The 24,204-nt window shown below is 63.7% G+C and carries 18 protein-coding genes; 8 read left to right on the forward strand and 10 right to left on the reverse strand.

Going from position 1 to position 24,204, the window contains the following annotated elements:
- Nucleotides 1-786 carry a PPK2 family polyphosphate kinase gene (locus tag VGG89_09945; protein HEY1976857.1) on the forward strand — a complete coding sequence of 262 codons (786 nt, stop codon included), beginning with the start codon at nucleotides 1-3 and terminating at the stop codon, nucleotides 784-786.
- Here the strand turns inward: VGG89_09945 and VGG89_09950 are convergent.
- Together VGG89_09950 and VGG89_09955 are read right to left on the reverse strand one after the other, a co-directional pair.
- Nucleotides 770-1,846: a hypothetical protein gene (locus VGG89_09950; protein HEY1976858.1), complete on the reverse strand. Its 1,077-nt coding sequence runs from the start codon at nucleotides 1,844-1,846 to the stop codon at nucleotides 770-772. The two genes, VGG89_09945 and VGG89_09950, sit on opposite strands and share 17 nt — an antisense overlap.
- The gene (locus tag VGG89_09955; GenBank protein ID HEY1976859.1) at nucleotides 1,843-6,387 is read right to left on the reverse strand and encodes a translocation/assembly module TamB domain-containing protein; all 4,545 of its coding nucleotides are present in this window, start codon (nucleotides 6,385-6,387) and stop codon (nucleotides 1,843-1,845) included. The genes VGG89_09950 and VGG89_09955 overlap by 4 nt, the downstream gene beginning before the upstream one ends.
- A gap of 154 nt (nucleotides 6,388-6,541) precedes the next feature.
- Here VGG89_09955 and VGG89_09960 point away from each other — a divergent pair, with 154 nt between their 5' ends.
- The 4 genes from VGG89_09960 to VGG89_09975 are packed head-to-tail and all read left to right on the forward strand — an operon-like array spanning nucleotide 6,542 to nucleotide 11,507.
- Nucleotides 6,542-6,799 (forward strand): hypothetical protein, encoded by a 258-nt coding sequence (locus tag VGG89_09960; protein ID HEY1976860.1) that lies wholly within the window; start codon nucleotides 6,542-6,544, stop codon nucleotides 6,797-6,799.
- A 15-nt stretch (nucleotides 6,800-6,814) separates the two neighbouring features.
- A complete protein-coding gene (locus tag VGG89_09965; GenBank protein HEY1976861.1) occupies nucleotides 6,815-8,668 on the forward strand; it encodes a hypothetical protein in 1,854 nt (617 codons plus the stop codon).
- A 14-nt stretch (nucleotides 8,669-8,682) separates the two neighbouring features.
- Nucleotides 8,683-11,223 (forward strand): CheR family methyltransferase, encoded by a 2,541-nt coding sequence (locus tag VGG89_09970; GenBank protein ID HEY1976862.1) that lies wholly within the window; start codon nucleotides 8,683-8,685, stop codon nucleotides 11,221-11,223.
- Nucleotides 11,223-11,507 (forward strand): STAS domain-containing protein, encoded by a 285-nt coding sequence (locus tag VGG89_09975; GenBank protein HEY1976863.1) that lies wholly within the window; start codon nucleotides 11,223-11,225, stop codon nucleotides 11,505-11,507. Before VGG89_09970 ends, VGG89_09975 begins: the two co-directional genes overlap by 1 nt.
- Here VGG89_09975 and VGG89_09980 read toward each other — a convergent pair.
- Nucleotides 11,491-13,656, reverse strand: coding sequence for an EAL domain-containing protein (locus VGG89_09980; GenBank protein HEY1976864.1), 2,166 nt, complete (start codon nucleotides 13,654-13,656; stop codon nucleotides 11,491-11,493). The two genes, VGG89_09975 and VGG89_09980, sit on opposite strands and share 17 nt — an antisense overlap.
- An 82-nt stretch (nucleotides 13,657-13,738) precedes the next feature.
- Here VGG89_09980 and VGG89_09985 point away from each other — a divergent pair, with 82 nt between their 5' ends.
- Both VGG89_09985 and VGG89_09990 read left to right on the forward strand, forming a co-directional pair.
- Nucleotides 13,739-14,587, forward strand: a complete 849-nt coding sequence (locus tag VGG89_09985; GenBank protein HEY1976865.1) for an NAD(P)-dependent oxidoreductase — start codon at nucleotides 13,739-13,741, stop codon at nucleotides 14,585-14,587.
- A 6-nt stretch (nucleotides 14,588-14,593) separates the two neighbouring features.
- Nucleotides 14,594-16,876 carry an EAL domain-containing protein gene (locus tag VGG89_09990; protein ID HEY1976866.1) on the forward strand — a complete coding sequence of 761 codons (2,283 nt, stop codon included), beginning with the start codon at nucleotides 14,594-14,596 and terminating at the stop codon, nucleotides 16,874-16,876.
- Here VGG89_09990 and VGG89_09995 read toward each other — a convergent pair.
- From VGG89_09995 to VGG89_10015, 5 genes are all read right to left on the reverse strand, one after another.
- Nucleotides 16,845-18,476 carry a GMC family oxidoreductase gene (locus tag VGG89_09995; GenBank protein HEY1976867.1) on the reverse strand — a complete coding sequence of 544 codons (1,632 nt, stop codon included), beginning with the start codon at nucleotides 18,474-18,476 and terminating at the stop codon, nucleotides 16,845-16,847. The genes VGG89_09990 and VGG89_09995 overlap by 32 nt on opposite strands.
- Entirely contained in the window at nucleotides 18,458-18,799 is a 342-nt protein-coding gene (locus tag VGG89_10000; GenBank protein ID HEY1976868.1) for a hypothetical protein, read from the reverse strand. The genes VGG89_09995 and VGG89_10000 overlap by 19 nt, the downstream gene beginning before the upstream one ends.
- A 33-nt stretch (nucleotides 18,800-18,832) precedes the next feature.
- Entirely contained in the window at nucleotides 18,833-19,459 is a 627-nt protein-coding gene (locus VGG89_10005; protein HEY1976869.1) for a hypothetical protein, read from the reverse strand.
- A gap of 200 nt (nucleotides 19,460-19,659) precedes the next feature.
- Nucleotides 19,660-20,193 (reverse strand): inorganic diphosphatase, encoded by a 534-nt coding sequence (locus tag VGG89_10010; GenBank protein HEY1976870.1) that lies wholly within the window; start codon nucleotides 20,191-20,193, stop codon nucleotides 19,660-19,662.
- Between the two features lie 20 nt (nucleotides 20,194-20,213).
- Nucleotides 20,214-20,642 carry a hypothetical protein gene (locus tag VGG89_10015; GenBank protein HEY1976871.1) on the reverse strand — a complete coding sequence of 143 codons (429 nt, stop codon included), beginning with the start codon at nucleotides 20,640-20,642 and terminating at the stop codon, nucleotides 20,214-20,216.
- A gap of 81 nt (nucleotides 20,643-20,723) precedes the next feature.
- On the opposite strand from VGG89_10015, the gene VGG89_10020 reads away from it, so the two are divergent.
- On the forward strand, nucleotides 20,724-21,218 hold the full coding sequence (locus tag VGG89_10020; protein HEY1976872.1) for a hypothetical protein: 495 nt from the start codon (nucleotides 20,724-20,726) through the stop codon (nucleotides 21,216-21,218).
- Here VGG89_10020 and VGG89_10025 read toward each other — a convergent pair.
- Nucleotides 21,215-23,470, reverse strand: a complete 2,256-nt coding sequence (locus VGG89_10025; protein HEY1976873.1) for a hypothetical protein — start codon at nucleotides 23,468-23,470, stop codon at nucleotides 21,215-21,217. The two genes, VGG89_10020 and VGG89_10025, sit on opposite strands and share 4 nt — an antisense overlap.
- Nucleotides 23,471-23,540: 70 nt before the next feature.
- Nucleotides 23,541-23,972 carry a c-type cytochrome gene (locus VGG89_10030; protein HEY1976874.1) on the reverse strand — a complete coding sequence of 144 codons (432 nt, stop codon included), beginning with the start codon at nucleotides 23,970-23,972 and terminating at the stop codon, nucleotides 23,541-23,543.
- Nucleotides 23,973-24,204: the final 232 nt, after the last annotated feature.

Here is a 24,204-nt window from a genome sequence, read left to right on the forward strand (position 1 = left end):
GTGGATCTCAAAAACAAGAAAGACGCGAAGAAAATCTTGGCGGCGGACGTCGAGCGTTTGGCCGAGCTGCACGATCTCTTCGCGACGCAAACCAATCGCGCGCTGCTCATCGTTCTGCAGGGCATGGATACGGCCGGCAAGGACGGCGTCATCAAGCACGTGATGTGCGGAATGAACCCGCAAGGCGTTAACGTCTACGGCTTCCGTAAGCCTTCGGAAGAGGAAGAGCGCCACGATTTCTTGTGGCGGGAAAGTAAGGTATTGCCGGAACGCGGGCGCGTCGCCATTTTCAACGGGTCGTATTACGAGGAAGTCCTGGTCGTTCGCGTCGAGCAGGACCTTTTGAAAGAGGAGAGCGCGACCAATGGCCATCGCGTGTGGGAGCATCGCTACGAGGATATCAATGCGTTCGAACGCCACCTGACGCGCTGCGGCACGATCGTGCTGAAGTTCTTCCTGAATCTGTCGAAGGAAGAGCAGCGCGAACGCCTGCTGGCGCGCTTGGAAACGCCGGACAAAATGTGGAAGGCGTCGGACGCCGATCTCGCGGGGCACGCGAAGTGGGACGCCTACGCGCACGCGTACCGGCAAATGCTCGAACACACCAACACCGAGTGGGCGCCGTGGCACGTTATCCCGGCCGATCGTAAGTGGCTTGCTCGCGCACTGATCGGACGCACGATCGTCGAGAGGCTCGAGTCCTTAAAACTTACATATCCCGCGATCCCGCCCGAGCGGCGCAAGCGCTACGGCGAGCTGGCCGCGCAGCTCAAAGCCGAGGAGTAAGTTCTTTTCGAACGTCTGGGGTAAGGTCGACGCCGCCGGATGAAGGGGCACGCTGATAGATGACGACGCTCATGTCGCGTCTTCGCGCGACCTGTGAAGCGTCGTTGCGGATTTGCGTGAGGATCGCATCGTAGAGCTGCCGGCGTGCCGCCTGCAGCGCGGCGATGCGGGCGTCGGTATCGGCGCGCGAGGTATGCTCGACGGTTTGCAGTTGGGCGAAGCGGCCGTGCAGGTCGTTCCCGGCGTTGGCGATCGCGTTGCCGATGCCGGCGGCCGCGCCGGGATCGTAACCGCGAAGGGCGGCGGCCTCGGGCGGGAGCGATTCGGCAAGCTGCGTGCGCTGTGCGACGTTCAATGTCGTCGAGCGGGCAACGGTCGCGGCCATGCGCGCGTCGTCGGCGCTCTCTTGCGCGCGCAGTTGCGCGGCGTAGGCACCGAGCTGTGCGTCGTCGGAGCGCTTGCGTTGGGCCACGGCACTGACGACGCTCGCATCGAGCGCGGCGATTTTCGCGCCTAGTACCTTTTGATTCGACCTATCGAGATGCAAATTGCGCAGTTTCGTCGCCAGGATGAGCCGTTGACCGGCGTGCGCCTTCTCGAGATCGAAGGCGAGCGTTGACTCCTTTTCCCGGAACTGTTGCGCGCGCGCCGCAAGCGCGTGCTGCGTTCGTTGCGCCATGGCGGCGCGATAGGCGGCGAGCGTGGCTTGTCCGGACCGCGCGGCGCCGCTGCGATACGACGCAGTGTCGTTCGCGGGAATCCGTTGCGACTGCATTCCGGAGAGATACGCCTGTTCGCGCGATCGATATGCGGCGCCGTTGGCCCCACTCATGGACTGTGCGCGGCGATTGGCATTCGTCGTCGAGGCCCTCATCGCATCGGCATCTTTACGCACCGATGCGGCGATCGTCCGCAGCCCCGCGACGTGTTCCGTCGAGCGCATCGCCGCGATTTCGCGGTCGTACTGCGATAGCACTGGATAGAGCGGATGCTGCGTGACGAGCTTGGCAACGTCGACGTATCCAACGCCGGCGGCGAGCAGCAGTATCAGTGCGATCATGGGAATTTGTGCACCCAGGAGAGGTCCATGCCGTTGGTGCCGGACCCCGCCGCAATCGCGGTCATCGGATTAAGGTTGAGCGCGTCCAGACCCACCACCGACGGCTGCTGCGCAGCGCCCGCGATGCCGGTCAGCGACGGACCGGACGTGCTGTACATACGCATGCGGATGCCGGTCGCAATGCTCGGGTGCGCTTCGAGCGCGACCGCCTGTTCCTTTGGATTGCCGAAGCTTTCGTTGAACGTCGCCGTGAGATTCTTCCCGAAGGCTTTGGCCGCGTTGAGTCCCAGTCCGGTTTGCAGATCGTTGGTGATTTGCAGATCGGTGAACCCGAGCGACGATCCGAGCGACGCCGAGAGCGGTTCGAGCAGCTGGCGCGTGAAGACCGTATTGACTTGCGAGCGGGCCAGACCGGCCGCGGCCCCGCCCATCGAGAACCCGCCGCTGGCGGTTTGACCCGACGAGACGCCGCGCACGGCACCGATGCGATTGACGCCGATGAGCAATCCGAGAATCTGCTCGCGGTCGTAGTTCGGATCGGACTCGAGTTGGAGGTTCATGTCGGAAACCGGCCCGGTCACCTGCATGCGGATCGCCGTCGCGGGATCGGGAATGTACGTCGTCGCAACCGCGTTCACGTAGGGATTGATGCCGCTGCCGCCCGGCTCTAAACGCACGCTCGCGCGCTGCACCGTGAACGTATGATAGAAGTCGACCGTGCCGCCGGTCGCGTTGAACGCACCCGCCAACACCGGACGCGCGAGCGTTCCCGACAGTGTTAAATCGCCGGCTCCGCCGACGTCGACGTTGCTGCTTTGAATGCGCACGTCGGGTCCGGCCTTCACCTTGAAGTCGTTGAAGGCGACCGCCGGAAGCTTAGGCGGAGGCTTCTTCGCCGAGTTGGGATTGAAGAACATCGTCGGCGAAATTCGCGCGCTCGATACGTCGACGTTGCCGGCGATTTCGATTGGTTTGCCGTCGCTGCGCGCGACCGAGATATCACTATCGATGTTGCCTTGGAACCCCAATGGCACCTCGAGGTGCGCGTTCTCGGCGCGCTGGTGCAGCGTAAAGGCGATGTCGCGCAGCGATCGCCAACTGCGCACGCTAGCCGTTCCGTCGGCCGCGACCGAGCCGCCGCCGACGTCGCCGTGCATGCCCTCGAGCGCGACGCGCGTGCCTTCGAAGCGCAGCGTCCCCTTGACGTTCTTGATCGGCGCGCGCTCGATCGGACCGATGAACGCGCCGTTGGCCAGTGTCAGCGCGCCGGCGAGCGACGGAGCCGCCGCCGTACCGCCCGCGCGCACCGTGCCGTCAATCCGGCCGCCGACGTGGGTGCCCTTCGGGAACGCGTCACTGATGTCGACGCCTTCGAGATCTTGCACCGTTAAGGTCGCGGCGATCGGGCCGCGTCCCGGCGCGATGCCGTGCGCCCAAACGTGCAGCGGTGCCGTGGCCGCCAGCAGCACGCGACCCTTTTTGAAATCGGCCTCCCCGCCGGTGACGGCAACGGTTCGTCGCGTTGCGGCGACGCGCGCCTTCGCGCGCTCGACCGTGAACTTTCCATACCGCAGCGAGCTCACCGCGACGTCGTCGACGAGCCGCGGGTCGGCAAGCGTGCCGCCGACCGCGAGCGTCGAGTCGAGGCTGCCGCTCAGATCGTATACTCTGCCGGTCACGTTTTTCGCGAGCGCGCCGAGATTGGGACTCCTGGTGTGCGCGACGATCGCAAACGCGTCGTTCTCGTGCAGTCCGAACGTGCCCGCGACGTTGGTCGTCAGATCGGGCAGCTGCAGCACCGCCGAATCGACGCGTCCGCGACCGTTGTCGATTGACGCGGCGACCACGAATCGTTCGATCTGCATGCGTCCGGCCGTGCCGCCGAAAACGGCTGCCCGTAAGCGTCCGGCGACGTCGGGATAGCGGCCGGAGACGTTTGCGTCGGCGTCGAGCTTGCCCGTCACCGGTACGTTCATGCCGAGCATCGGCAGCCACGTTGCGAGATCGGCGTGCCGCACCGTCGCGACGACCTTCATGCCCGGATCGACGTGCGCCGCGACGACGCCGGTGGGTCCGCCGAACGACGCGTCGGCGGCAATCGCACCGCGGGAATCGTGCCAGCGCGCGTTGACGGTGCCCAGCGCGATGCGGCGGTAACGCGCGTCGGTGAAATGTGCCGTTCCGGTCGATGCGACGACCGTTTTACCGGCGGTGGTTGCATCGAGCGCCACGCTGCCGTTGCCGGCGAACATGTCGCCGGCGTCGAAGTAATCGTTGAAGTCGGCGAGATTCGCGCGCGGTGCGCTGACCGCGACGCGCATCGCGCCGGGGCTCGTCGCGCCGGAGAAACCGATCGCCGTGTCGCCGACGACCACGCGCCCGTCTCCCAGCGACATCGCGCTGGTCGAACCTGCGATCGTCGCGCTCAAGTTCCGAAACGCCAAACCGTTGACGGAGCCTTCGGGAGCGTCGACGGTTCCCTCGACGGACGGGTTCGACGCCGTACCGGTAACGCGCACATCGGCATTTACGCTGCCTTCAATAGGGACGGGAAGACGCGCGTTTGCCGCTGCAACGAGCGCGGCGGCGTCGGCCGATTCCACGTGCGCGTCGAGATCGTAGTGCGGCGTCGCACCGGAACCCATGATGCCGGCGATCGTTCCGTCCGCCGTCACGAACGCAGGACCGACTTGCGCCAGCGTGTCGCGAATCGCGAGCGTACCGTTGGCAAACGCGATCGAGGCCGCACCGTTGACGGCGTAGTTGTCGTATCGCTCGCCCGCGATGTAGGTCGATGCAGCCAGACGCGGAGCGCGCAGCGTTCCGCCCAGCGACGCGACGACCTGCGACCGCGCGCCCTGACGCACCGCGGTCCCGTTGAGATTTCCGTCAAGTGACTGGCCGCGCAATGCGATAATGCCGTGTGCGTCGATTGCGCCGACGCTGCCCGCGGCGAACCGATGCGCGTCGAGCACGGCAACGTCGCGATCGTTCGGACGATCGATGGCGGCGCGAACGTACAGGTCGCGGCCGTTGCCTTGCGACACGACGATCGGCCCGATCGAACCCGTGCCGTTGGCCGCGACGTCGAACGTGCCGGCCAGCGATTCGCCGGCGCCGGCGCCGGTGATAACGCCGCGCGTCGCGATACGTTTGGGATCGTCGGCGGTTGCCAGCGCGAGCGCGTCGAGCGACAGCCCCGGCACAATCTTCGCGCCGAAGGGAATCGCGCTCGACGGAACGGCGGCGCCGGCCAGCATCTCGATCGCGCCGGCGCGCCGCTGCATCGCCACGCGGCCGCGCGCGTCGAACGCGATGCCGTCGTAAGTCGAGGAGAAGTGCGCGATGTCGGCTTCCTGACCGTCGAAGGCGACGAGACCGTCGGTGCGTTCTACCGTTCTCCCCGCGTAGGTTGCGTGCGGCGAGCGAATGGAGATCCACTCGAGCGGTTTGGAAACGAAGCCTTCGGCCAGCACGCTAAACGCGACCGGTCCGCTCATCGGCAGGCGCGACGCTTGCGCGAACGCGCCGCGCAGCTGAGCCAGATCGGCGCTTCCCTCAATGGCGAGCCGCGCTTGTACGCCGTTCCGTAAGAACGCGCCGCCCCGCACGACGACCGGGATGCCGGCCAAGGTCGCGTCGAGCCGGGCGATCGAAAGGCCGCCTTCGTCAACGTCGAGGCGCCCGCGCACGTTGTCGACCGGTTTGGTGAGGCCGCCGATTGCGATGCGTGCGCCGGCCAACTGCGCCGTCGCCGCGATATGCGACTGCGTCGCGCCGCTTTCCGGAACGTCGAAGACGCGCGCGTCGACACCTTGTAAGTGTCCCGCCGCAACGTGCAGGCTCGGCGAACTCAACGCGAAGTCGACGGCGCCGGCAATCGGTACGTAGGCCGCGGTCCAACGCTGCAATCCGTAACCGCTGCGCGCGTCGACGCGGCCCGTTCCGCGAATCGGATAGAGCTCGCCCGCGCGTTCTCCGTAGTTCAACGAAACGCGGTAGCGCGAAAGGGCGGTCTGATCGAAGGTGCCGGCGGCCTGGAAGTCGCGTACGTACAGATGGCGCTGATGCGGATCGACGCGTCCTTCATCGATCACGTCGACCGAACCGTCGCGAATCGACGCGGCGGCGCGCAGCGGCGCTTGCCGGCGTTTGGGTCCCGAGGGAAGCTTTGGAATCGGCACGTTGTAGCTTCCGTCGGCGTGCCGAATTACGACGATCTGCGGTTTGACGATCTCGAGCGAGGTCAACCCGTAAAGGCGGCTCCCGGCGAGGAGCGCGTGCAAGTCGTAGCCGACCGACGCGCTCTCGGCGCGAGCGATCGGTTCGCCCCGCGGCGAGGTCACGACGAGGTTCGAAAACCGGGCTTCGTGCAGGGTGATCGACGACGCGCCGAAGGCGACATCCATGTGCACGAACGCGCGCGCCGCCGCCACAATTGCGATGCGAGCGAGGGCCTGCCGCTGAGCGAACGCAACTCCGGCCAGAAGGACCACCACGCTGAGCGCCACCGCCAGCCACCGGATGTGCGCGTGCTTCATCGAACAAGGTGTTCCCTTACTCGATGCGTGCGTAGCAGCCGGGCGTGCATACGCTCTGCTCGGGGTCAAAGCTTGGCAATCTTTAGGGGTAAGGAGCCTCGGGGGGAGGTGAGGTCGAATCTTCCTCACAGTAGAGAAAGAAAGAGGAAATGCTATGGCCCGTCAGTTCCGGACGACCGCGCAGCACGCCGAACTTTCGGCGAACCTTGGAGCCGCCGCCAACGCGATGCGCTTCACCGTCAATCTTTCGCAAGACGTCGGAGATCAACTTCGCGACATTGCATTCGAGCATCGCGTCAGCGAAAGCTCCGTGATCGAAGTCGCGCTGCGGCAGCTTTTCCGTCGCGTCACTCCCGCCGCGCTCGGCACGTTTCTGCGTCAGAACGGCGCCTGTTTGCGGCGCCGTTCTTAGGTCGCTTAACGAAGCATGAGCTCGGCTCTAGCCGGCCTCGCGGCGGTACTGCGTGCCGTCCGCCGCGCATCCCAGCAACGCTCGAAGGTACCGGCGCTCGTAGCGGCCCTGAGCGACGGCAATCCATTGTTCGTAGGAAGCGTCATTCTGACGGCTTCCGCGCCGCGGCAGCAGTTCGTTGCCGTGGCCTCGACGATCGGTTCTGCGCGCGTGTGGAGCCGCTGGCCGCTAAGCCGTCTGTTCGCCGAAATGCGGCCACGCTGGATCGAGCATCCGCGTGCGGCGCAAGAAGCCATCGCCATTCCGTTTGAGTACGGTGAGTACGGTGAGTACGGTGAGTACGGTAGATATGTCGTCGTCTTAGCCCTCATGGAAGCGGGCCCGAAAAGCGACGAAGAGCGCGCGTACCTCGACGCGCTGCAAGAGCTGTCGGTGCGCCGCGCCGCCGCCGATTCCGACGTCTCTGCCGACGTGCCGCTGGCACCGGTCGATCCGCGCTTCGTCGGCTTTGCGCTCTGTCCCGCACTGCAAACGGCGATCGATGCGATGCTCTCGCGCCGCGGCTGGTCGATGCACGCGGTCGCCAACGCGCACGAGTTTCGCAACGCGATCGATCGGATTCGGCCCGATATGATGCTGTTCGACGCGGAGCACGTAGTCGATCCGTTTCGTGCGCTCGTCGAGCTGCACGCCAAGGCGCACAGCGAGCTTAAGGTCGTCGCCTTCGGCGACGACCCGCGCCGTTTGCAAGCGCAGGGCCTTATCGACGGAGCGATCTCGCACGACGCTGCCGAGTCCGAGGTCTTCGCTGCAATTAAGCGTTTCGTGCGAGGGATCCCGCAGCACCGCAAAAGCCGCGTGAACTCGATGCTGACGGCGGCCGAAGCGGCGCTGGCGACGGTGCGGACGCCCGCGGAGCTATCGAATGCGTCGGCAATGCACGCCGCGGACGTCATGCACGGCTGGGCCTGTACGCATCTGCTTTCCGAGGCGGGAGCGTTGTACGCCGCCGAGTATCCGCCGTCGCGCCGGCCTATCCTAAGCCACGTTCCGAAGGCATTCTTAAACGACGCGCCGCTCTTCCAGTTGGTCGCCGACGAGCGTTTTTACAACGAGATGTCCGATGACCGGCTTGTCTGGCGATCCTTGGAGCAGCTGGGTCCCGTTTCGACCGCCACGGTGCCGCTTCGTCACGGCGAACGCCGGCTCGGCGCTCTCGTTTGCGTGTCGCGCGACGAGCCGGTCGACCCGTGCGTCTTCGACGGGCTCGAGCGCTTCTCGAAGGTGGTCACCGCGCGTTTCGAAGAGTTGCTGTACGCTCCGACCGGTCTCGCGCTGCCCAATCGTAACGGCGTGTGGGAATGCCTACGGCACGGCAACCTCGAGATCGCCGTCTATCGCTCGCGCCGCTGCGCGGTGCCGTGGGATTATCAGATCATCGACCCCGTGACCGGCATTCTCTCGATCGGTGCGGCGGCATCGGGTGGCGCCGCGGACATCGTCGAACGAGGGCCGCGGGAACTCGCCGGCGACGACCTTGCCGCGTACCTCGCGGAAACGCGCGGCAACGGGCCGTCGTTTCTCGCAACGTGCAACACGCTGCTCCGAACCGTCTGTTACGCCGGGCGGCGCTTTCCAGCGCCGGTACTCCTGGAGTCGATTGGGCCAAGCGGCTCGGTGGCGGTACGCGGTGACGTGTTGCGCGGCACGCTGACCATTGGCCCTCCGGCGGCGCTGCTGATTGCCGACCAACGGTTGCACGGGTGGATGGCACAAGAAGGTGATGGTTTTTCGAGCTTCACCGAGGCAGTCGAGGATTTGCGACCGCCCGGACTAGCCGTCGTCGTGACGCAGGCACCGAGCAGCTAAGACGCAATAGCCTCATGGTGAGCGACCAAGCCGAGAACAAGTGCATCGTCGTCGTCGGCGCTTCAGCCGGCGGCATTGACGCACTCGCGCGGCTCGTCGGGGCGCTGGCCGAGAACTTCCCGGCACCGATCGTCGTCGCTCAGCACGCCGATCCGAAAGGAGCCGGACGGCTCGGTGAGATTTTGCAGCGCCAGACGCGCTTGAAAATTCACATGGTTGCGGACGGTGACGGTGAGTTAGAAGCCGGATGGATCTACCTTGCTTCACCCGGCCAGAATCTTGCGATCGAAAACGGGCGAGTGCTCTCGGTTGCGCGCCAACCCGGGCATCCGGTCCCGTCGATCGACGGTCTGTTCGAATCGGCGGCGCACGCATACGGCGATCACGTGATCGGCGTCATTCTTACCGGCATGGGCACCGACGGCGTTGCGGGCGTGCGCAGGATCAAAGAGTTCGGAGGAACGGTGGTCGTGCAGGAGGCCGAATCGGCCGCGTATCCGGCCTTGCCGCGCGCGATTCCGACGAACTACGTCGACTTTACGTCCCGCATCGAAGAGATTGCGGGACTCTTGGGCGTGCTGGCGGCACCAGGCGACGGCAACATCTTCGATTCTCAATCGGTCGAAGTGCTGCTCGGTCAAGTCCGCACGCGATCGGGTATCGATTTTCGCCAGTATAAGCCCGCGACGATTCGCCGCAGATTGATGCGCTTGATTGCGGCCGCCAACGCCAAGTCGGTAGCGGACTATATGCGGCACCTCAACACGCACCCCGAGGCCTATCAGCAGCTGGTCAGCTCGTTCCTCATCAAGGTTACGGGTTTCTTTCGCGACCCGGCGCTCTTTGAGTACCTGCGGGAGACCGTACTTCCCGAGCTGATCGCCGAGGCGCGTGAAGGCCAGCGCGAGCTGCGCTTGTGGTCTGCCGGCTGCTCGACCGGAGAAGAGGCGTATTCGTTGGCCATTCTGCTCGCAGAACTGCTGGGCAACGATGTCGACAAGCTGCCGGTTCGCATCTTTGCGACCGACTTGGACCATCACGCGATCGATTTTGCCCGGCGCGGCGTGTATCCGGCCGCGGCATTCGAAGAGCTGCCGCCGGCGCTGATCGAAAAGTATTTCACTCGCGTCGACGGCGCTTTTCAAGTCCGTAAGGACATTCGGAATCTCACGGTATTCGGCGAGTACGATCTCGGACAGCGCGCTCCGTTCCCGCACATCGATCTGATTATGTGCCGCAACGTGCTGATTTACTTCACGAAAGAACTCCAGCAGCGCACCTTGCAGCTCTTCGCGTTTTCGCTCCGTCAATCGGGTTATCTGGTCCTCGGCAAGGCCGAGACGACGTCGCCGCTTCCACGATACTTCGCCGCCGCGCAACCAGCGCTCAAAGTGTATCGCCGCCAAGGCGAGCGGCTCATGATTCCGGCGCCCGTTGCTCTTGAAAGTCTGCGGCATCACGATCGGCCGCTGCGGCTGGGCGCTATTCGGCCGTCTCATCCCCGCGAGACCACGCACGAAGGGATGCCTCCGCGCTGGTCGATGATCGACCGCCTGGGGGCGTTTCTCTTCGAATCGTATATTGGAATCGTCGTCGTCGATCGCCATTACGACATCGTTACGATCAATCAGGCGGCTCGCACGCTGTTGGGCGTCGCGGGGCAAGGAATCGGCGACGATCTCATCCATATCGCGCAGCTTCCGGGATTGGAGCTCAAAGCGCAGCTGGACACCGCGTTTCGCGGTGCGATGCCGACCGCGCCCTTCGAAGTGAATTTGCGCGATCCGGGTGAGATCGAGCAACGCTGCCTGCAGATCGCCTGCTATCCCGATCGGGTCGCGAGCAAGGAAGGGCGAACCGAAGGGGTGGTCGTCGTTATCTTCGACGTGACGTATCAAGCGAAGCGGCGACGGGAGCTCGAAAAAGAAAACGCGGAGAGCCGCGCCGCGATCGAGCAACTGACGCGGCAGACGAGCGAGCTGGCCGGCCACCAGCACGCGCTCGTGCAAGCCAATGAAGAGCTCAGTTCGGCAAATATCGATCTGCGCAACACCAACGAGCACCTGATGATCGCGGCCGAGGAGGCCGAGGCGTCGGCCGAAGAGGTCGAGACGCTCAACGAAGAGATGCAGGCGACCAGCGAAGAGCTCGAAACGCTCAACGAGGAGCTGCACGCAACGGTCGAAGAGCTCAACACCACCAACGAAGAGCTCGCGTCGCGGAGCTCCGACCTGGAACAAGCGGTGCAGGAGCGCGAAAAACAACTCGATCACGCGGTGAGAACGCTCGGCACGTTGCGTGCCGTGGTCGAACACGCCCCGCTGATCATGTGTATCGTCGACAAAGACTCGAATGTATCGCTGGCGTCCAAACGATATGCGGAGATGGTGCGGCACAACGGCGGTGCCTTGCCGGCGGTCGGCGAGAAATGGCTGTCGCGGCCGGAGCACGTTGCGTTGCGCGAGCGCGACGGCGCGGTGGACTATGCCGTACGGCGGATTTCGCTCCCCTCCGACGGCGGCGATACGATGGTTGTCCTAGCCCCCTCTTCGTAATGGCGACCACCATTTCGTTCGCAGGCGAGTACGACTTGACGGATCAGCGCGAGTTCAAGAGTAAGCTCGCGGCGGCCCAGGCCGAGCACGAGGTTATCGTCGACTTCACGAACGTTTCATACGTCGACTCGGCGTGCATCATGGAGCTGCTGCTTTTCAGTCGCACGCGCCGCGAACGTGGTTTACCGCCCGAGACGATTTTCGTAACGGCCGGCCCGGTCGCCAAGGTGTTGGAAGTGTCCGGCGTCGCGAAAGTGTGCCGCGTCGTTACGCAGGCTCGCTAAGCAGCGCGCCTTTGCGCGACTCGACGAACGTCTGCAGGGCGCGTATCTCCAGCGCCGGCGCGAAGTAGAATCCCTGGGCGTAATCGACGCCCGCTTCGGTCAGACGCTCGGCTTGCGCCGCGTCTTCGACGCCTTCGGCCACGACGTAGATATCGAGCGTCTTCGCTAGCGCGACGATGGCCTGTACGATCGCCAGCGACTGGCGATCTTTCACGATCGGCGTGATGAACGAGCGGTCGATCTTCAGGCCGGCGACGGGCAGGCGCTGCACGTAACTCAGCGACGAATGTCCGGTGCCGAAGTCGTCGATCACGACGTGCGAACCGAACTCGCAGAGTTCGTTGAGCACGACGAGGCTATCCTTGGGGCTCTCCATGATGGCCGACTCGGTCACCTCGAACTTGAGTGCGGTGGGCTCGAGCTCGCTCTGCTCGAGGACTTTGCGAATGCGCTTGACCAAGTCGGTTTGATTCAACCGCGCCGCCGAGAGATTGACGCTGACGGTGAGGCCCGGAAGAAAACGCTGCATGCCGCGCACGTCGGAGCAGGCGCGCGAGAGCACCACCCAGTCGATGGCATCGATGGCGCCGCACTGCTCGGCCAGCGGAATGAAAAGATCCGGCGGGATGAGCGTTCCTCGCTCGTCCATCCAGCGCGCCAGCGCTTCGACGGCGACGATCTCGCCGCTGGCGAGATTCACGATCGGCTGGTAGCGCGCGAAGATCTGCGACGATGCGATCGCGCGGTGAAGCGCGCTTTCCATGGTGTGACGCGCCAGCACTTGTTCGCGCATCGATTCGTCGAAGATCGCCAGACGGTTGCGTCCGGCGCGCTTGGCCGCGTACATCGCGATGTCGGCGTCGCGGAGGAGCTCGTCGGCCTTCCCGTAGCGCTGCGCCGCGACGACGATGCCGATCGAAGCGCTGATGTAAATGTCGCGGTCGCCGACCCGGAACGGTTGGCGCATGTGCGAGAAGATCATTTGCGAGATCGTCTCGCACTTATCGAGATCGCTGCCCGGAGGAACCCACGCGACGAACTCGTCGCCGCCGATCCGGCCGATCTCCACGCCTTGCGGCAAGCCGTCTTCGAGCCGCTTTGCAATCGCGCACAGGAGCTCGTCGCCGACGGAATGTCCAAGGCTGTCGTTGACCACGGCGAAGCGGTCGAGATCGATGTAGAGCACTCCGAACGGATTGTGACTTACCGCGAACGAGCGAAGCGCTTCTTTGAGGCGCCACAGCACGTACGCCCGGTTGTAGAGACCGGTCAGCGTGTCGCGCACGGCCGATTTTTGGAGAGCCGCCGCGCGCAGCTGCAGCTTGCGGAGGCGCAGCAGCACGAAGATCACGAGCAGCGCGCCGCCCCACGCGACAATGGTCAGCGGAACGTCGATCGCGAGCGCGCTGGCTTGCGCGCTGTCGACGGCGGCGAAGTGCGACGCGACCTGCAAGCTCCACGGAGCGGCGTCGAGCTGTCTAGTCAGCGCGGCGTCGATCGCCATCGTGGGCGGCGGCGTCGAACCGGCAATGACGTTCCCGGCCGAATCGGTAATCCAGGCGCTGTCGAGGGCGTCGCTCGCGCGCGCGAGCAAAGAACCGAGTTTCGCATGCGACGTTTCGATCATGACCACGCCCGCCGGCGAGGTGGAACCGATGGTTTCGCTCACCGCAACGAACGGCGTACCAGAGGGTGGATCGGCTCGCGTAAAGACCGCTTTCCCCGGATCCGCAAGTGCCCCTTTGAACCACGGACGCTGGCTATAATCCGCGGCAAGCCGAGCGTTGCGCGAGCGGCTCAACCGAATCGATGGCGGATAGCCCTGCGAGTAGTACGCACCCATGCCGGCAACGAGCGACGGATTGGTGGCCGAAAACAGCTGCGCAAGCGTCTGCGCGGCGGTGTAGGGCCCGGTTTGCGCGCCCACGGTCGCCGCGGTGACGTCGGTCAACTGGGACGCCAGGGCAAAGTAACCGTCGACTCTGAGGCGCATTTGCTGCGCATTGCCTTCTTGGATGGCAGCGGCTTGGCTGCGTGCCTCGGCGACTCGCTCGATCGAATAGAGCAAGCCTAGGCCGTAGACGGCGAGCGCTACGACGAGCGTCGTGATGATGGCCGGCCATGGATATGGGGGTGTTTCCTTATCCATCGCGCCCCTTAGGCATATGCTGGTACTTGCTTCCGGGCGCTCGGCGGGTCGACCTACTGCTGGGCCCTAAGAACTAGGGCTTATGAAGATTGCCTATTTTGGAACCGGTTTGCTGGGGTCGGGCTTCGTGCGGGCGATGCTCGACCGCGGCGATGACGTGCGGGTTTGGAACCGCACGAAAGCCAAGGCGCACGCGCTCGCGGAGCACGGTGCCGTCGTGTGCGACGATCCGGCCGATGCGACCCGCGGCGCGGATGCGATCCATTTGACGCTCGCCGACGACGCCTCGGTCGACGCCGTTCTGGAGCCGCTTGCCGGTTCGATTGCAAGCGAAACCACCATCGTCGATCATACGACCACGGCACCGACGCCGACGCGCGAACGCGCCGCACGCTGGCGCGGGCGCGGTATTGCGTTCGTGCACGCACCAGTGTTCATGGGTCCGAAAAATGCTCGCGAAGCGACGGGCATCATGATGATTTCGGGCGATCGCGCGCTTTGCGCGCGCGTAAAACCTTCGCTCGAACCTATGACCGGGCAGGTTGTGGAACTCGGCGACGATCCCGGTGAAGCGGCGGCGTTCAAGCTCATGGGAAATTTGATGCTCGTCTTTACCGTTGCCGGACTCGCGGACATGTATCGCTTTGCCGATGCGATCGGCATCGCGCCGCGCGAAGCGCATAAACTCTTTTCCTTTTTTATGCCGGTTAACGCGATCAACTTTCGCGGCAAGGACATGGCTCACGGCGATTTCACACCGCAGTGGGAGCTCAAGATGGCCCGCAAAGACGTGCGTTTGATGCTCGAAGAGGCCAAACGCTACGGCGAAGATCTTGCCGTCCTCCCCGAGATCGCGGCGTTTTTCGACGACTATATCGAGCGTGGCCACGCCGAAAAAGACGTGGGAGTCATCGCAATGCGAGCCGAATGACGGTTTATGGGGCTCGAAGCCCTCGAGGTCGACGCGCGACGCTATCGCCGCCCATGGTTTTGGTTGGTGGTGCTGTTTCTTGCGGCACTCCTTGCGACGGTCGCCGAAGCCGTCGTCGCGCAATCGCGTATCGCGCAAAACGTCGCGGACTTCCGTTCGGTGCAGATGCTGCGGCTCGAACGAGCCGAAACCTCGATCGACGACTTCCTTAACGACGCCGTCCAGCTCGTCAACGCCGAAGCCGGCGCCATCGGACCGCTGCGCGGTGACCGCGCCCTCGTCGAGCGTCTCTTATTGGGGATGGCACCGGCGCGCAACGATCGTCTTATGTATGGTATGGGGATCTTCTACGCGCCGGGCGTTTTCGACCGGCGATCGCGCCTTTTTGGGCCGTACGTCGTCGTGCTGCCGCGGGTTCGATTCCTTCCGAACACGGAAACGAGCGACAAAGAGTTTCACTATCCCGCGCGTTTGTGGTATCGCGACGCGGTAGACGCCGAGGGTGAGCGAGTCGTCGACGGTCCTTATACCGAGGAACGCCAGAGCTACATCAGCGTGTTGAAGGCGTTTTATCGTAACGGCGCCCTTGCGGGCGTGGCGAGCGTCGACACTAAAACGTCGGCGTTCGGCAACATGGTCGCCGCCGCGATGAAGAAAACGTCGCACGACGTCGTGTGGATCACGAGTCGAAGCGGCGAACGCGAGTTTTCCAGCGGAACGATGCCGCCGGGGCGTTCCCACATCGATCAAGCGATTGCGTTGCGTGTCGTTCACGCGCTGCTGCACCTTTCGACCGACGCTTCGGCGCTCGCGGCGCAGAATAAGGTGATTGCGTCCGGTGCGATCGTTACCGGTGTGATCGTCTGGATTCTCGCAGCGACTCTGGGGATCGTCATCGTTCGCGGATGGCGCGTTCGCGAGGCGGCGCTGGCCTCGGAGCTGCGCGAGGTGCGCCTGCGTCACGAAATGGAGGCGGCGAAGAAGCTCGAAGCCAGCCTTCGCAAGGCCGCATACACCGATGCGCTAACCGGGCTTCCCAACCGCACGCCGTTTTTGCAGAGCGTTTCGACGGCGATGTCCGAAGTGCGCGCCGGCACGCGATCGTATGCGGTATTCTTCATCGACCTCGACCGTTTCAACATGGTCAACGACACGCTCGGACACATCGCCGGCGACGAACTGCTCAAGCTGGTGGCGCGGCGCCTGCGCGAGACGCTTCCGCCCGATGCAATGGTCGCTCGGCTCGGCGGCGACGAGTTCGTCGTTCTCGCGCCGGTCGATCCGAGCGGCATCGAGCCGATCGCGCGCCTTTTGCTGGAGTCGTTCAAACGGCCGATCGTGCTGGAGTCGCGCAGCTTGCGCATTGGCGCATCGTTCGGCATCGTCGACATCGGCGGCGAGTACTCACGTCCGGACGAGCTGCTGCGCGACGCGGACATCGCGATGTTCCACGCCAAGCTGGCCGGCCGCGGCCGTTACGCGCTTTTCGATCTGGCGATGCGGTTGCGCGTGGCCGAAGCGTCCGAACTGGAAAACGACCTTCGTCACGGCATCGAGAAGCACGAGTTTACGCCCCACTACCAGCCGCTCTGCGACATCGAGTCCGCCTCGATTCGGTCGTTCGAGGCGCTCGTGCGCTGGCAGCGTCCCGGCCGGGGGCTCGTGCCGGCCGCGGAGTTCATCGGTTTTGCTGAAAGTCACGGTTTGATCGACGCCATCGACCTCATGGTGCTCGAAGACGTGTGCGAGCACGCGGCGGCAATTCGCGCCGCGTATGCGGAGAGTTCGATTGCGGTCAACATCTCCGCCGCCCATCTCGCCGCGACCGACTTGGTATCGACCGTAGCGGCGGCATTGTCGACGCGGGGGTTATCGCCCAGCGCGCTCAAGATCGAGGTGACGGAAACGGCCGTTATGTCGAACGAGGAGCTCGCACGCGCGACGATGACGGGCTTGCGAGATTTGGGCGTGCAAATCGTTCTCGACGACTTCGGTCAGGGACATTCGTCGCTGGCGTACTTACAACACTTGCCGATCGCGGGACTGAAGATCGACCGCTGCTTCGTCGAGCCGCTTGGAACGAGCGCCCAAGCGCTCGCGATCGTGCGCAGCATCGTGGCGCTGGCGGGGACGCTGGGTTTATATACCGTCGCCGAAGGGGTGGAGAACGAAGCGCAGCTTCAGGTTTTGCGCGAGCTCGGCGTCAATTTAGGCCAAGGGCATCTGTTCGCGCCGCCATTGGCACTCGACGAACTGCTCAAACGCTCCGCCCAAGCGACCGCCGGATAACGCTTGCAGTCCGCAGCGCTAGCGCCGCGATGGTGAGCGTTGGATTGGCCGTGCCAAAGGTCGGAAAGAGTCCGCTGCCGGCGAGATAGAGGTTGGGATGATCGTGTGAACGGCCGTAGCCGTCGGCGACCGACGTTTTGGGATCGTCGCCCATCCGATACGTTCCCATGATGTGCCCGGCGCTTTGAAATGCCGGCGAGTGGTGGCGCTCGGTCACGCCGAGCGCGTCGAACAAGCGGTCGTGCGTGCGTTGCGCTTCGGCCATGCCGTCGAGCGCGTACCGGTCGACGCGGTACGTAATCTTCGGCCGGGGAATACCGATCGCGTCGAGCTTGTCCCAGTCGGGGACGATCCGGTTTTGCGAATCCGGCATCTGCTCGTTGAGGCTGGCGAAGCGAATCTCGCGCTGCATCCGTTCGTCCAGTGCGCGCTGCAGCGCGGCTCCCGCGAGGCCTCGATCGATGAGCGCTTTGGCCGAGTCCGTCGGCCAGCCGAACGGCCAGCTCCAGCCGTCGTTTCCGATCTCGATGCGAAACGCCGAACGTTTCGAACGAAACGCGCCGTCGCGCAGCATCTCGATGCCCGACGTCGAGAGCGGGCCGCGATACGGGTAAACCGGATCCTTCGCGAGCGCCCAGCTGAGCCGGGTCGGATGATCGCTGAGATTGCGGCCGACGAGCCCGCTGGCGTTGGCGACGCCGTTGGGCAGCGCGTTCGATCGCGAGGCCAGCAGCAGTTTCGGCGTTTCGATAGCGTGCGCTGCGACGACGAAGACCTTGCCCGTCGCGGTATGCGACGATCCGTCGGGGCGCTTGAAGCGAACCGCGGCGATCTTGCCGCCGCTCGCGACGTCGATCGCGTACGCGACCGACTGCTCCAGAATGCGAACGCCTTTAGCGCGCGCCTTTTGCGCGTGAACCGAGCCGTCGTACTTCGCGCCGATGGGACAGACCGGAATGCACGACGCGTTGCCGCAGCACGGCGGACGACCGTCGTAGACTTGCGAGTTGCGGGCTTGAGGGGTCGATGCGACTTCTAAGCCGATCTTCGACGCCGCGACGGCAACGCGGCCGTCGAGATACGATTGCGCGATCGGAGGCAGCGGATACGGCCCGCTGCGCGGCGCACCGCCGAGATTGGCGTGCGCATCGCCCGAGACGCCGAGCTCGCTTTCGGCGCGATCGTACCACTGAGCGAGATCGCTATACGCGATCGGCCAATCGATTCCGACGCCGTACGCGGTGCGCATCTTGAAATCGTTGGGCAGCAGCCGCAGCGCGGTGCCCAGCCAATGCCACGTCGTTCCGCCGACGCGGCGTTCGTAGGTTGCCGCAAACGCATCCGGTCCATTTTGTACGTAGTACGCGTGTGGATCGAGCGACGAGGGTCGCGGCGCGTAGGGTACGTCGGGATACGCGCACTCCGGTACCTTGGCGATCGCGTTACGAAAGCGTTCGACGGCGTCGCCGCGATCGACCGACGGTCCCGACTCGAGCACGGTAACGCTCGCGCCGGTTTGCGCGAGCTCGTAGGCGATCGACAAGCCGGCCACGCCGCCGCCGACCACGACGACGTCGGAGTTTATGGTTTGTAGTGCCACGATCCGGGAGCCGCGCACTGACTCGGGGGTTTGGTAAAGCTGCACGCACGCCAAGCCAATGCTTGCAGCCACGTTACCGTCGTCGCCTTTGCGCCGTCGATCCCCGTGTACCAGAGCGTCAGAATCGCTCGATCCGGCGCGGACGCACCCGCGATTTGGAAGTACGTCGCGCCGAGTTGTGCGTCGAGATCGGCGTAACCCGTGAGTGCTTTCGACTTGGTCATAAACGCGTCGAGATCGCCGCCGCTCGCCGCACGCGTGCACCCGGCCAGCGCGGCGATACCGGCGATGAACGCGCTCCGGCGCAGAGATGCGATTCGCACGTACGGTCGCTTATCTGCGGTGTACGAGGGTCCCTACCAGTGCAGCTGTCCCTCGGGGTGCGGCTTCACCCAAACGATCAGGTCCCATTGCGTCGGGAACTCGAAGATCGTCGAGATGTAATCGGTACTGGGGACCCGGCCGGCCTTGACGACGGTCTCGGCCGACGGATGCGCGAGATCGCCGCCCGCCTTCACGAAATCGTCGTTCCAAATCCACTGGTCGTAAATCGTTTTGCCGCTGCGCGGATACTTGACAACGTAGTGCACGTGTCCGTTGAACTCGTACCAGCGGCCCGGATCGACGCCCCACATGCTCGGCCGGGGTTCTCCGTTGGGCCGCGGTACCGAAAAATCTGCTCCCATCAGGTTACCGTCTTTGTCGTACCAGAGCTGGCTGGGGTGCTTCGGATCGGAGTTCCACTGCTGATCGGCGTAGCTGATCGCGCCCGTGTCGTCGGGTGCGGTGTAGCGCACGTAGCCGGCCTTTAAAGCGTCGCCGACGTGCGCAAAGCGCGCCATGAGGTCTTGCTGAACGGTTTGCACGAACTGCGTTTCAGTCGGGCCGAGCGGCCCGGTGTTCGTGGGCTGCTCGTCGGCGACGGCAGTTGCGGGGAATGCGCAAAGAGCCGCCCACACAACCGCTACCAACAGTGATCTCATCGAACCTCCTCCTCGCTCGTCGGGTGCCCCGAACGATAACGTGGCGAGGCGGTACCCTGTGACTGCATCGTTTAGGGCACGACCTCAACCAAGTTCCAATTTCAACGCCACCGAATGCTGCTCGCGCGCAGCCTGCCGGGCGTTATTCCGGAGAGGCCACCAGCCGCGCAGGCCGCGAGCAGAAGAATGATCGCCAGCATCTAACCGGAAAAGCGGGCGTGCGATTCGGCAATTATGCGGCGAGCATAGGCGCTGTCGTGCCAACCGATCACGCTCGTTTCTTTTCCTTCGAGCGCTTTGTACGTCTCGAAAAAGTGCGAAATCTTTTTCATGAGATGCGGAAACATTTGCGTATAGTTGTAGATCTCGTCGAAGGCGGGCTCGCCGACCGGTACGGCGAGAACCTTGTCGTCTTCCTTGCCTTCGTCGCGCATCTCCAGCAGCCCGATGGGGCGCGCCGCAAGTAAGCATCCGGGAAACGTCGGCACGATCGCCAAAACCAGCACGTCGAGCGGATCGCCGTCGAGCGCCAGCGTTTGCGGACCAAATCCGTAATCGCCGGGATAGTGAATCGAGGAATGTAGGGCGCGGTCCAAGCGAAAAATATCGAGCTTTTTATCGTACTCGTACTTGTTGCGCGAACCTTCCGGAATCTCGACCACGACGTTGATCTCGTCGGGCTGCTTGTCGCCCAACGGCAGGTGCAGGTAGTTGCGTGGCGGTGCGGGCGGCATAGTCGTCGACTAAAGATCGATTACTGGACCGGCTTAAAAAAGAGCCCGGCGATCTTTCCCGTCGCCGGATCGATCGCGATCTCTTCGGCGATGACTCCACTCTTGAACAGGACGGCGTAAACGTACACCATATAGTTTGCCTGTTTTGTGACTTGAGCCAGTTTGAATCCCTGGGGATCGCCCAGTTGCGACAGCTGTGAGGCAATCGTTTTGACCAGCGAGTCGGTGAGTGACGCGTTCATCTTGTCGTCGAACTGCGAGCGATCGAACTGCCCGGTCTGAGCTTGATGAAAGAGGTCCTTGGCTTTGGCCGTCATCACCGGATCGTCGGTCGGTAAGGGCGATGGCGCGGAGGACGGCGTGGACGAAGGGGTGGCGCTCTGGGCGAACGCTGCGCCGGGGAAAAGTGCGATCGCTAGTGAGACGCCCGTGATAACGCGATGTTTCATGGTTTGGTCGTACACCGCCGATGCGTCGATTCCCGTCTAATTTGAAGGACTCGTGGGGCGCGACGCTCGATTTTCAATAACGTGGCCGTGCCCTGGAAGCCGCTGATGGTTATGCTCGTTGCCGTGCAGGCGATGGCCGGCTGCACTGTCTCGCGTAATACCGGCGAGGGCGCAGCGCTGATCGGTACGTGGTCCTGCAGCAGCGTCTCTCACACCGTCAGCACGATGCGATTTTCGCGTGCATCGGATGGGTCGATTTCAATGGCGAACCGATACACGACCGAAGGCGGCGACGCGGGCGAGTTCGACGAGACGTACAGCTACGATCCCAAAGGCAAAATATGGACCTGGAGCACGACCGACAGCATAACGGGATCGAGAGAAGAAGGTACGGCCGGCCCGTGGACCGGCCGCACGTGGACGTTCGACGGAACGCGCTACATGCGCTCGGGCAGCAAGCAAAAAATGCAGATGGTCTACACGCGGCTAAACGACAATGCGTTTAGGCGTGAGTTTATGATTTCGCGGCGAGAGACGCCGATTATGACGAGCTCTTCGCTGTGTAAGCGTATTTAGAATCCTGCCGCGGTAGCGAGTGACGTGATCTGCGCTTGCGTCAGGACACCGTTGAAAATGGCGACTTCGTCGATCGTCGACACCGGCGCGCAGGGTATCGTCCCGCACAGGCCTCCGCCGGCGTTGAAGTATGAGGCGGCTCTTGCCGGCCACGCCGTCGAGTGCGGATTCGCGGCGCTTAGCGTTGCGCCGTTGACGCTGACGAACACGTGATTGACGCCGCCCGAAACCTGCTGTGTCATTGCGACGAAATAGGGAGTACCGTCCGTTAGCGCGACTGCCTGCGACGCCGCGTTGCCAACGAGCGCCCATCCTAAAGAGCCGTGATAGATCCCAAAGCAGTTCCCTTGATAATCCACGACGCACTGATGCAGGGCCGAGTACGTCCCCTTGATTTGCGCGACGATCGTATATCCGGTCGCCCTGGTTACCGTCGGCATGTTCGACGGCAACGCGACGAAGCCGTGTTCTGCAAACGAGAATGCGGTATCGGGCGAACAGCAAATGCCGGTCACTCCGGTCGCCACGTCCGAGGGGTTGCGCACGACGCCGGCATAGGCGTTTCCGGACGAGTCGGCTACTGCAGAATTCGCGGCATCGTCGAGCCGGTAATAGGCAAGCGGCGATAGTGCCAGGACCGATGCCGCATAACCGGTGGGCGCCGGACTCGGCGTGGGGACCGTAAAACCGGCCGTCGTCGCGAGTGTTGCGATCTGTGCGGTGGTCAGTGGCCTGGGGAAGATCGCGATTTCGTCAATCTTGGCTACTCGCGTGCACGCCGTGGTGCAGGTTGGGCCGCCCACGTCGACCCGGCTGGTTGTGGTCGCGAGGTGCGACACGCCGGAGATGTTCGCCGGAACTTGCGGGCCGCCGTCGACGCTCACCGTAACGACGGCCGGGCTGTGGGAAATGTCGACCGACGCGGTTGCGAAGTAATTCGTGTTGTCGGTGAGTGCGATCGCCTTGGACGTCGCCTTGCCGACGTTTCCCCAACCTAAGTAACCGTCGTCGACACCGAAACAATCGCCGTAGTAGTCGACGATGCACTGACTCACCGTCGAATAGCTGCCGCCGATTATCGCCGAGATCGTATACATGCTCGCGTGCTTGAGCGTCGCCGAGATCGCAAGATACCCCGGCGTGACGAACGAGTAGGAGGTATCGGGCGAACAACACAAACCGGTTGCTCCCCGCGTCACGTCAGCCGGGTTTCCCACCGTCGCGTTCGCGTTGTGGGCCGATCCGTCGACCGCCGCCGTTCCGCCGCCCTCGTCCAAGCGGTAATACACATACGGGGTGTGCGCAAGGACGGCTTGCGCGAACGGATCGGCGCCGGTGGCCGTGGACGAATGCACGCAGCTCGACGTCTGATTGCTAAAGAGCGGTTGCATGGGAAACTCGTCGGTACCTAGCGTGGAACCGCCGAAGCTGTCGTTTTGCAGCATGATATTGGCGCACTTGTCGGCTATCTCGGCCGTCGTCGAGTCGTTCCAGCTGACACCGTTGAGATCGGTGAGCGTTTCGGCGATTTCGTGCCCCATCGCGATCGAGACGCCGTCGAGCGTTCCGGCGCCGCCGGAGTTGACGAAGTTCACCCCGCAGTTCGAACCGATCATATACGGAAACGCGACGAACGGCAGGACGGTGGTGCCCGTGATCGCGTCGGAGTGATAGGCACAGAACGACGTGTTGTAACCGGCGGGATTATGACCGAAGGGAAGCGCGATGACGTAGATGACGTTGTAGTTGCTCACTCCGAAATGCGTAGCGACCCGCTCGGTTTCGGCGGCTATTTGGGCGGTCGTCGGTGCCGACGGCACCGCGTTGGCGGTATCGCTCCACGTACCGGCAACGATATTCGCGGGATTGGTGATGTAGGATCCGTTCCACTCCCAATATTGCGTGACCGTGTTGAGCCAGTTCGATCCCCCCAATGCGTTCAGGAAGTTCGTAATGCGCGTTTGCTCGCTGTCGGGATCGCTCGTAAATCCCCAAAAGTCGAGGTAAATGGTGGGTACGGGTTGGATGGCGCCGCCGTGGTAGTACAGGTTTTGCGTTGCGGTCGTGTGAGGACGCAGCCTATAGCCGCGCTTGGTGAGCATGAGGTGCGGCTTGCGGAATCGGATCTGTCCGGACCACTTCGTTTCCGTCTTCGCAGGGAGCACCGAAAGCGGCCCGCTCGGGCCTCCCTTGGCCGCGCAACCGGCGGCAAGGAGCAGTAAAATGGCAAAAGCCCCACGGTTCAAACGCATGGTCGCCTCCTGGCCATACAAGGATTCGCCGGCCAGGTACCCGACCCTGGCGCGTTGCGGCCGCCGGAGGCTACTTCAGTTGGGTGAAGACGTAGGTGGCGACGTCGTGTAAGTCGGTCTCGGAGAGCCTCCAACGCGGCATGACGGGATCGAGCGGCTGACCCTCGTTGTCAATGCCGGTGGAGATCGCGCGCTCGAGCAGTGCGATCGTGTACGGATGCTTCTGATCGACGACCAGCGCTTTGTGTCGTAGGTCGGCGCTCACGGCGCCGCCCGGCAAGTGGACGCCGCCGGCTCCGTCGGCGCCGTGGCACGCCGCACACGCCGGCCGCAACGGGGGCTTGGCAGCGACGATCTGAGTGCCGCTGCTGTCACGGCCGGTCAGGAAGATCGATCGTCCGTTGTTGGCCGAGCTCGAGTTCCCTCCGCTGCATGCCGCGATCGAACAAGCGGTCAGGAGCGCAAGCGATGGAAATACCTGGGCTCGAACGACGCTCAACATTTCAATCCTTCAGTTCCACGAAGACGACGTGGGTATCGGTGGCTCCCAACGTTCTCGCCGACATTATTTTTTGTCGAGAGTTTCCATTTTCCCGGCAGCGCGGATTGCGTGGCACGCTTGCTTAGCGGAAATCCCCTATTGTCGCGGCCGCTTGACTAGGGCTACAATTCGACATCTTTTGTTGACGCTCGACGAGGTGGAAAAGATGTCGCGACGTTTTCTCGCAGTAACA

This window comes from Candidatus Baltobacteraceae bacterium, assembly GCA_036488875.1.
GTDB lineage: Bacteria > Vulcanimicrobiota > Vulcanimicrobiia > Vulcanimicrobiales > Vulcanimicrobiaceae > JAFAHZ01.

What these genes read in the sequence shown, in the direction of transcription:
- VGG89_10010 (HEY1976870.1), bottom strand. Translation starts at nt 20,193, where the DNA reads ATGCCGCCCGCACCGCCACGCAACTACCTGCACCTGCCGTTGGGCGAC.
- VGG89_09970 (HEY1976862.1), top strand. Translation starts at nt 8,683, where the DNA reads ATGGTGAGCGACCAAGCCGAGAACAAGTGCATCGTCGTCGTCGGCGCT.
- VGG89_10030 (HEY1976874.1), bottom strand. Translation starts at nt 23,972, where the DNA reads ATGTTGAGCGTCGTTCGAGCCCAGGTATTTCCATCGCTTGCGCTCCTG.
- VGG89_09980 (HEY1976864.1), bottom strand. Translation starts at nt 13,656, where the DNA reads ATGGATAAGGAAACACCCCCATATCCATGGCCGGCCATCATCACGACG.
- VGG89_09975 (HEY1976863.1), top strand. Translation starts at nt 11,223, where the DNA reads ATGGCGACCACCATTTCGTTCGCAGGCGAGTACGACTTGACGGATCAG.
- VGG89_10015 (HEY1976871.1), bottom strand. Translation starts at nt 20,642, where the DNA reads ATGAAACATCGCGTTATCACGGGCGTCTCACTAGCGATCGCACTTTTC.
- VGG89_10005 (HEY1976869.1), bottom strand. Translation starts at nt 19,459, where the DNA reads ATGAGATCACTGTTGGTAGCGGTTGTGTGGGCGGCTCTTTGCGCATTC.
- VGG89_10025 (HEY1976873.1), bottom strand. Translation starts at nt 23,470, where the DNA reads ATGCGTTTGAACCGTGGGGCTTTTGCCATTTTACTGCTCCTTGCCGCC.
- VGG89_09965 (HEY1976861.1), top strand. Translation starts at nt 6,815, where the DNA reads ATGAGCTCGGCTCTAGCCGGCCTCGCGGCGGTACTGCGTGCCGTCCGC.
- VGG89_09950 (HEY1976858.1), bottom strand. Translation starts at nt 1,846, where the DNA reads ATGATCGCACTGATACTGCTGCTCGCCGCCGGCGTTGGATACGTCGAC.
- VGG89_09955 (HEY1976859.1), bottom strand. Translation starts at nt 6,387, where the DNA reads ATGAAGCACGCGCACATCCGGTGGCTGGCGGTGGCGCTCAGCGTGGTG.
- VGG89_09990 (HEY1976866.1), top strand. Translation starts at nt 14,594, where the DNA reads ATGGGGCTCGAAGCCCTCGAGGTCGACGCGCGACGCTATCGCCGCCCA.
- VGG89_09985 (HEY1976865.1), top strand. Translation starts at nt 13,739, where the DNA reads ATGAAGATTGCCTATTTTGGAACCGGTTTGCTGGGGTCGGGCTTCGTG.
- VGG89_09960 (HEY1976860.1), top strand. Translation starts at nt 6,542, where the DNA reads ATGGCCCGTCAGTTCCGGACGACCGCGCAGCACGCCGAACTTTCGGCG.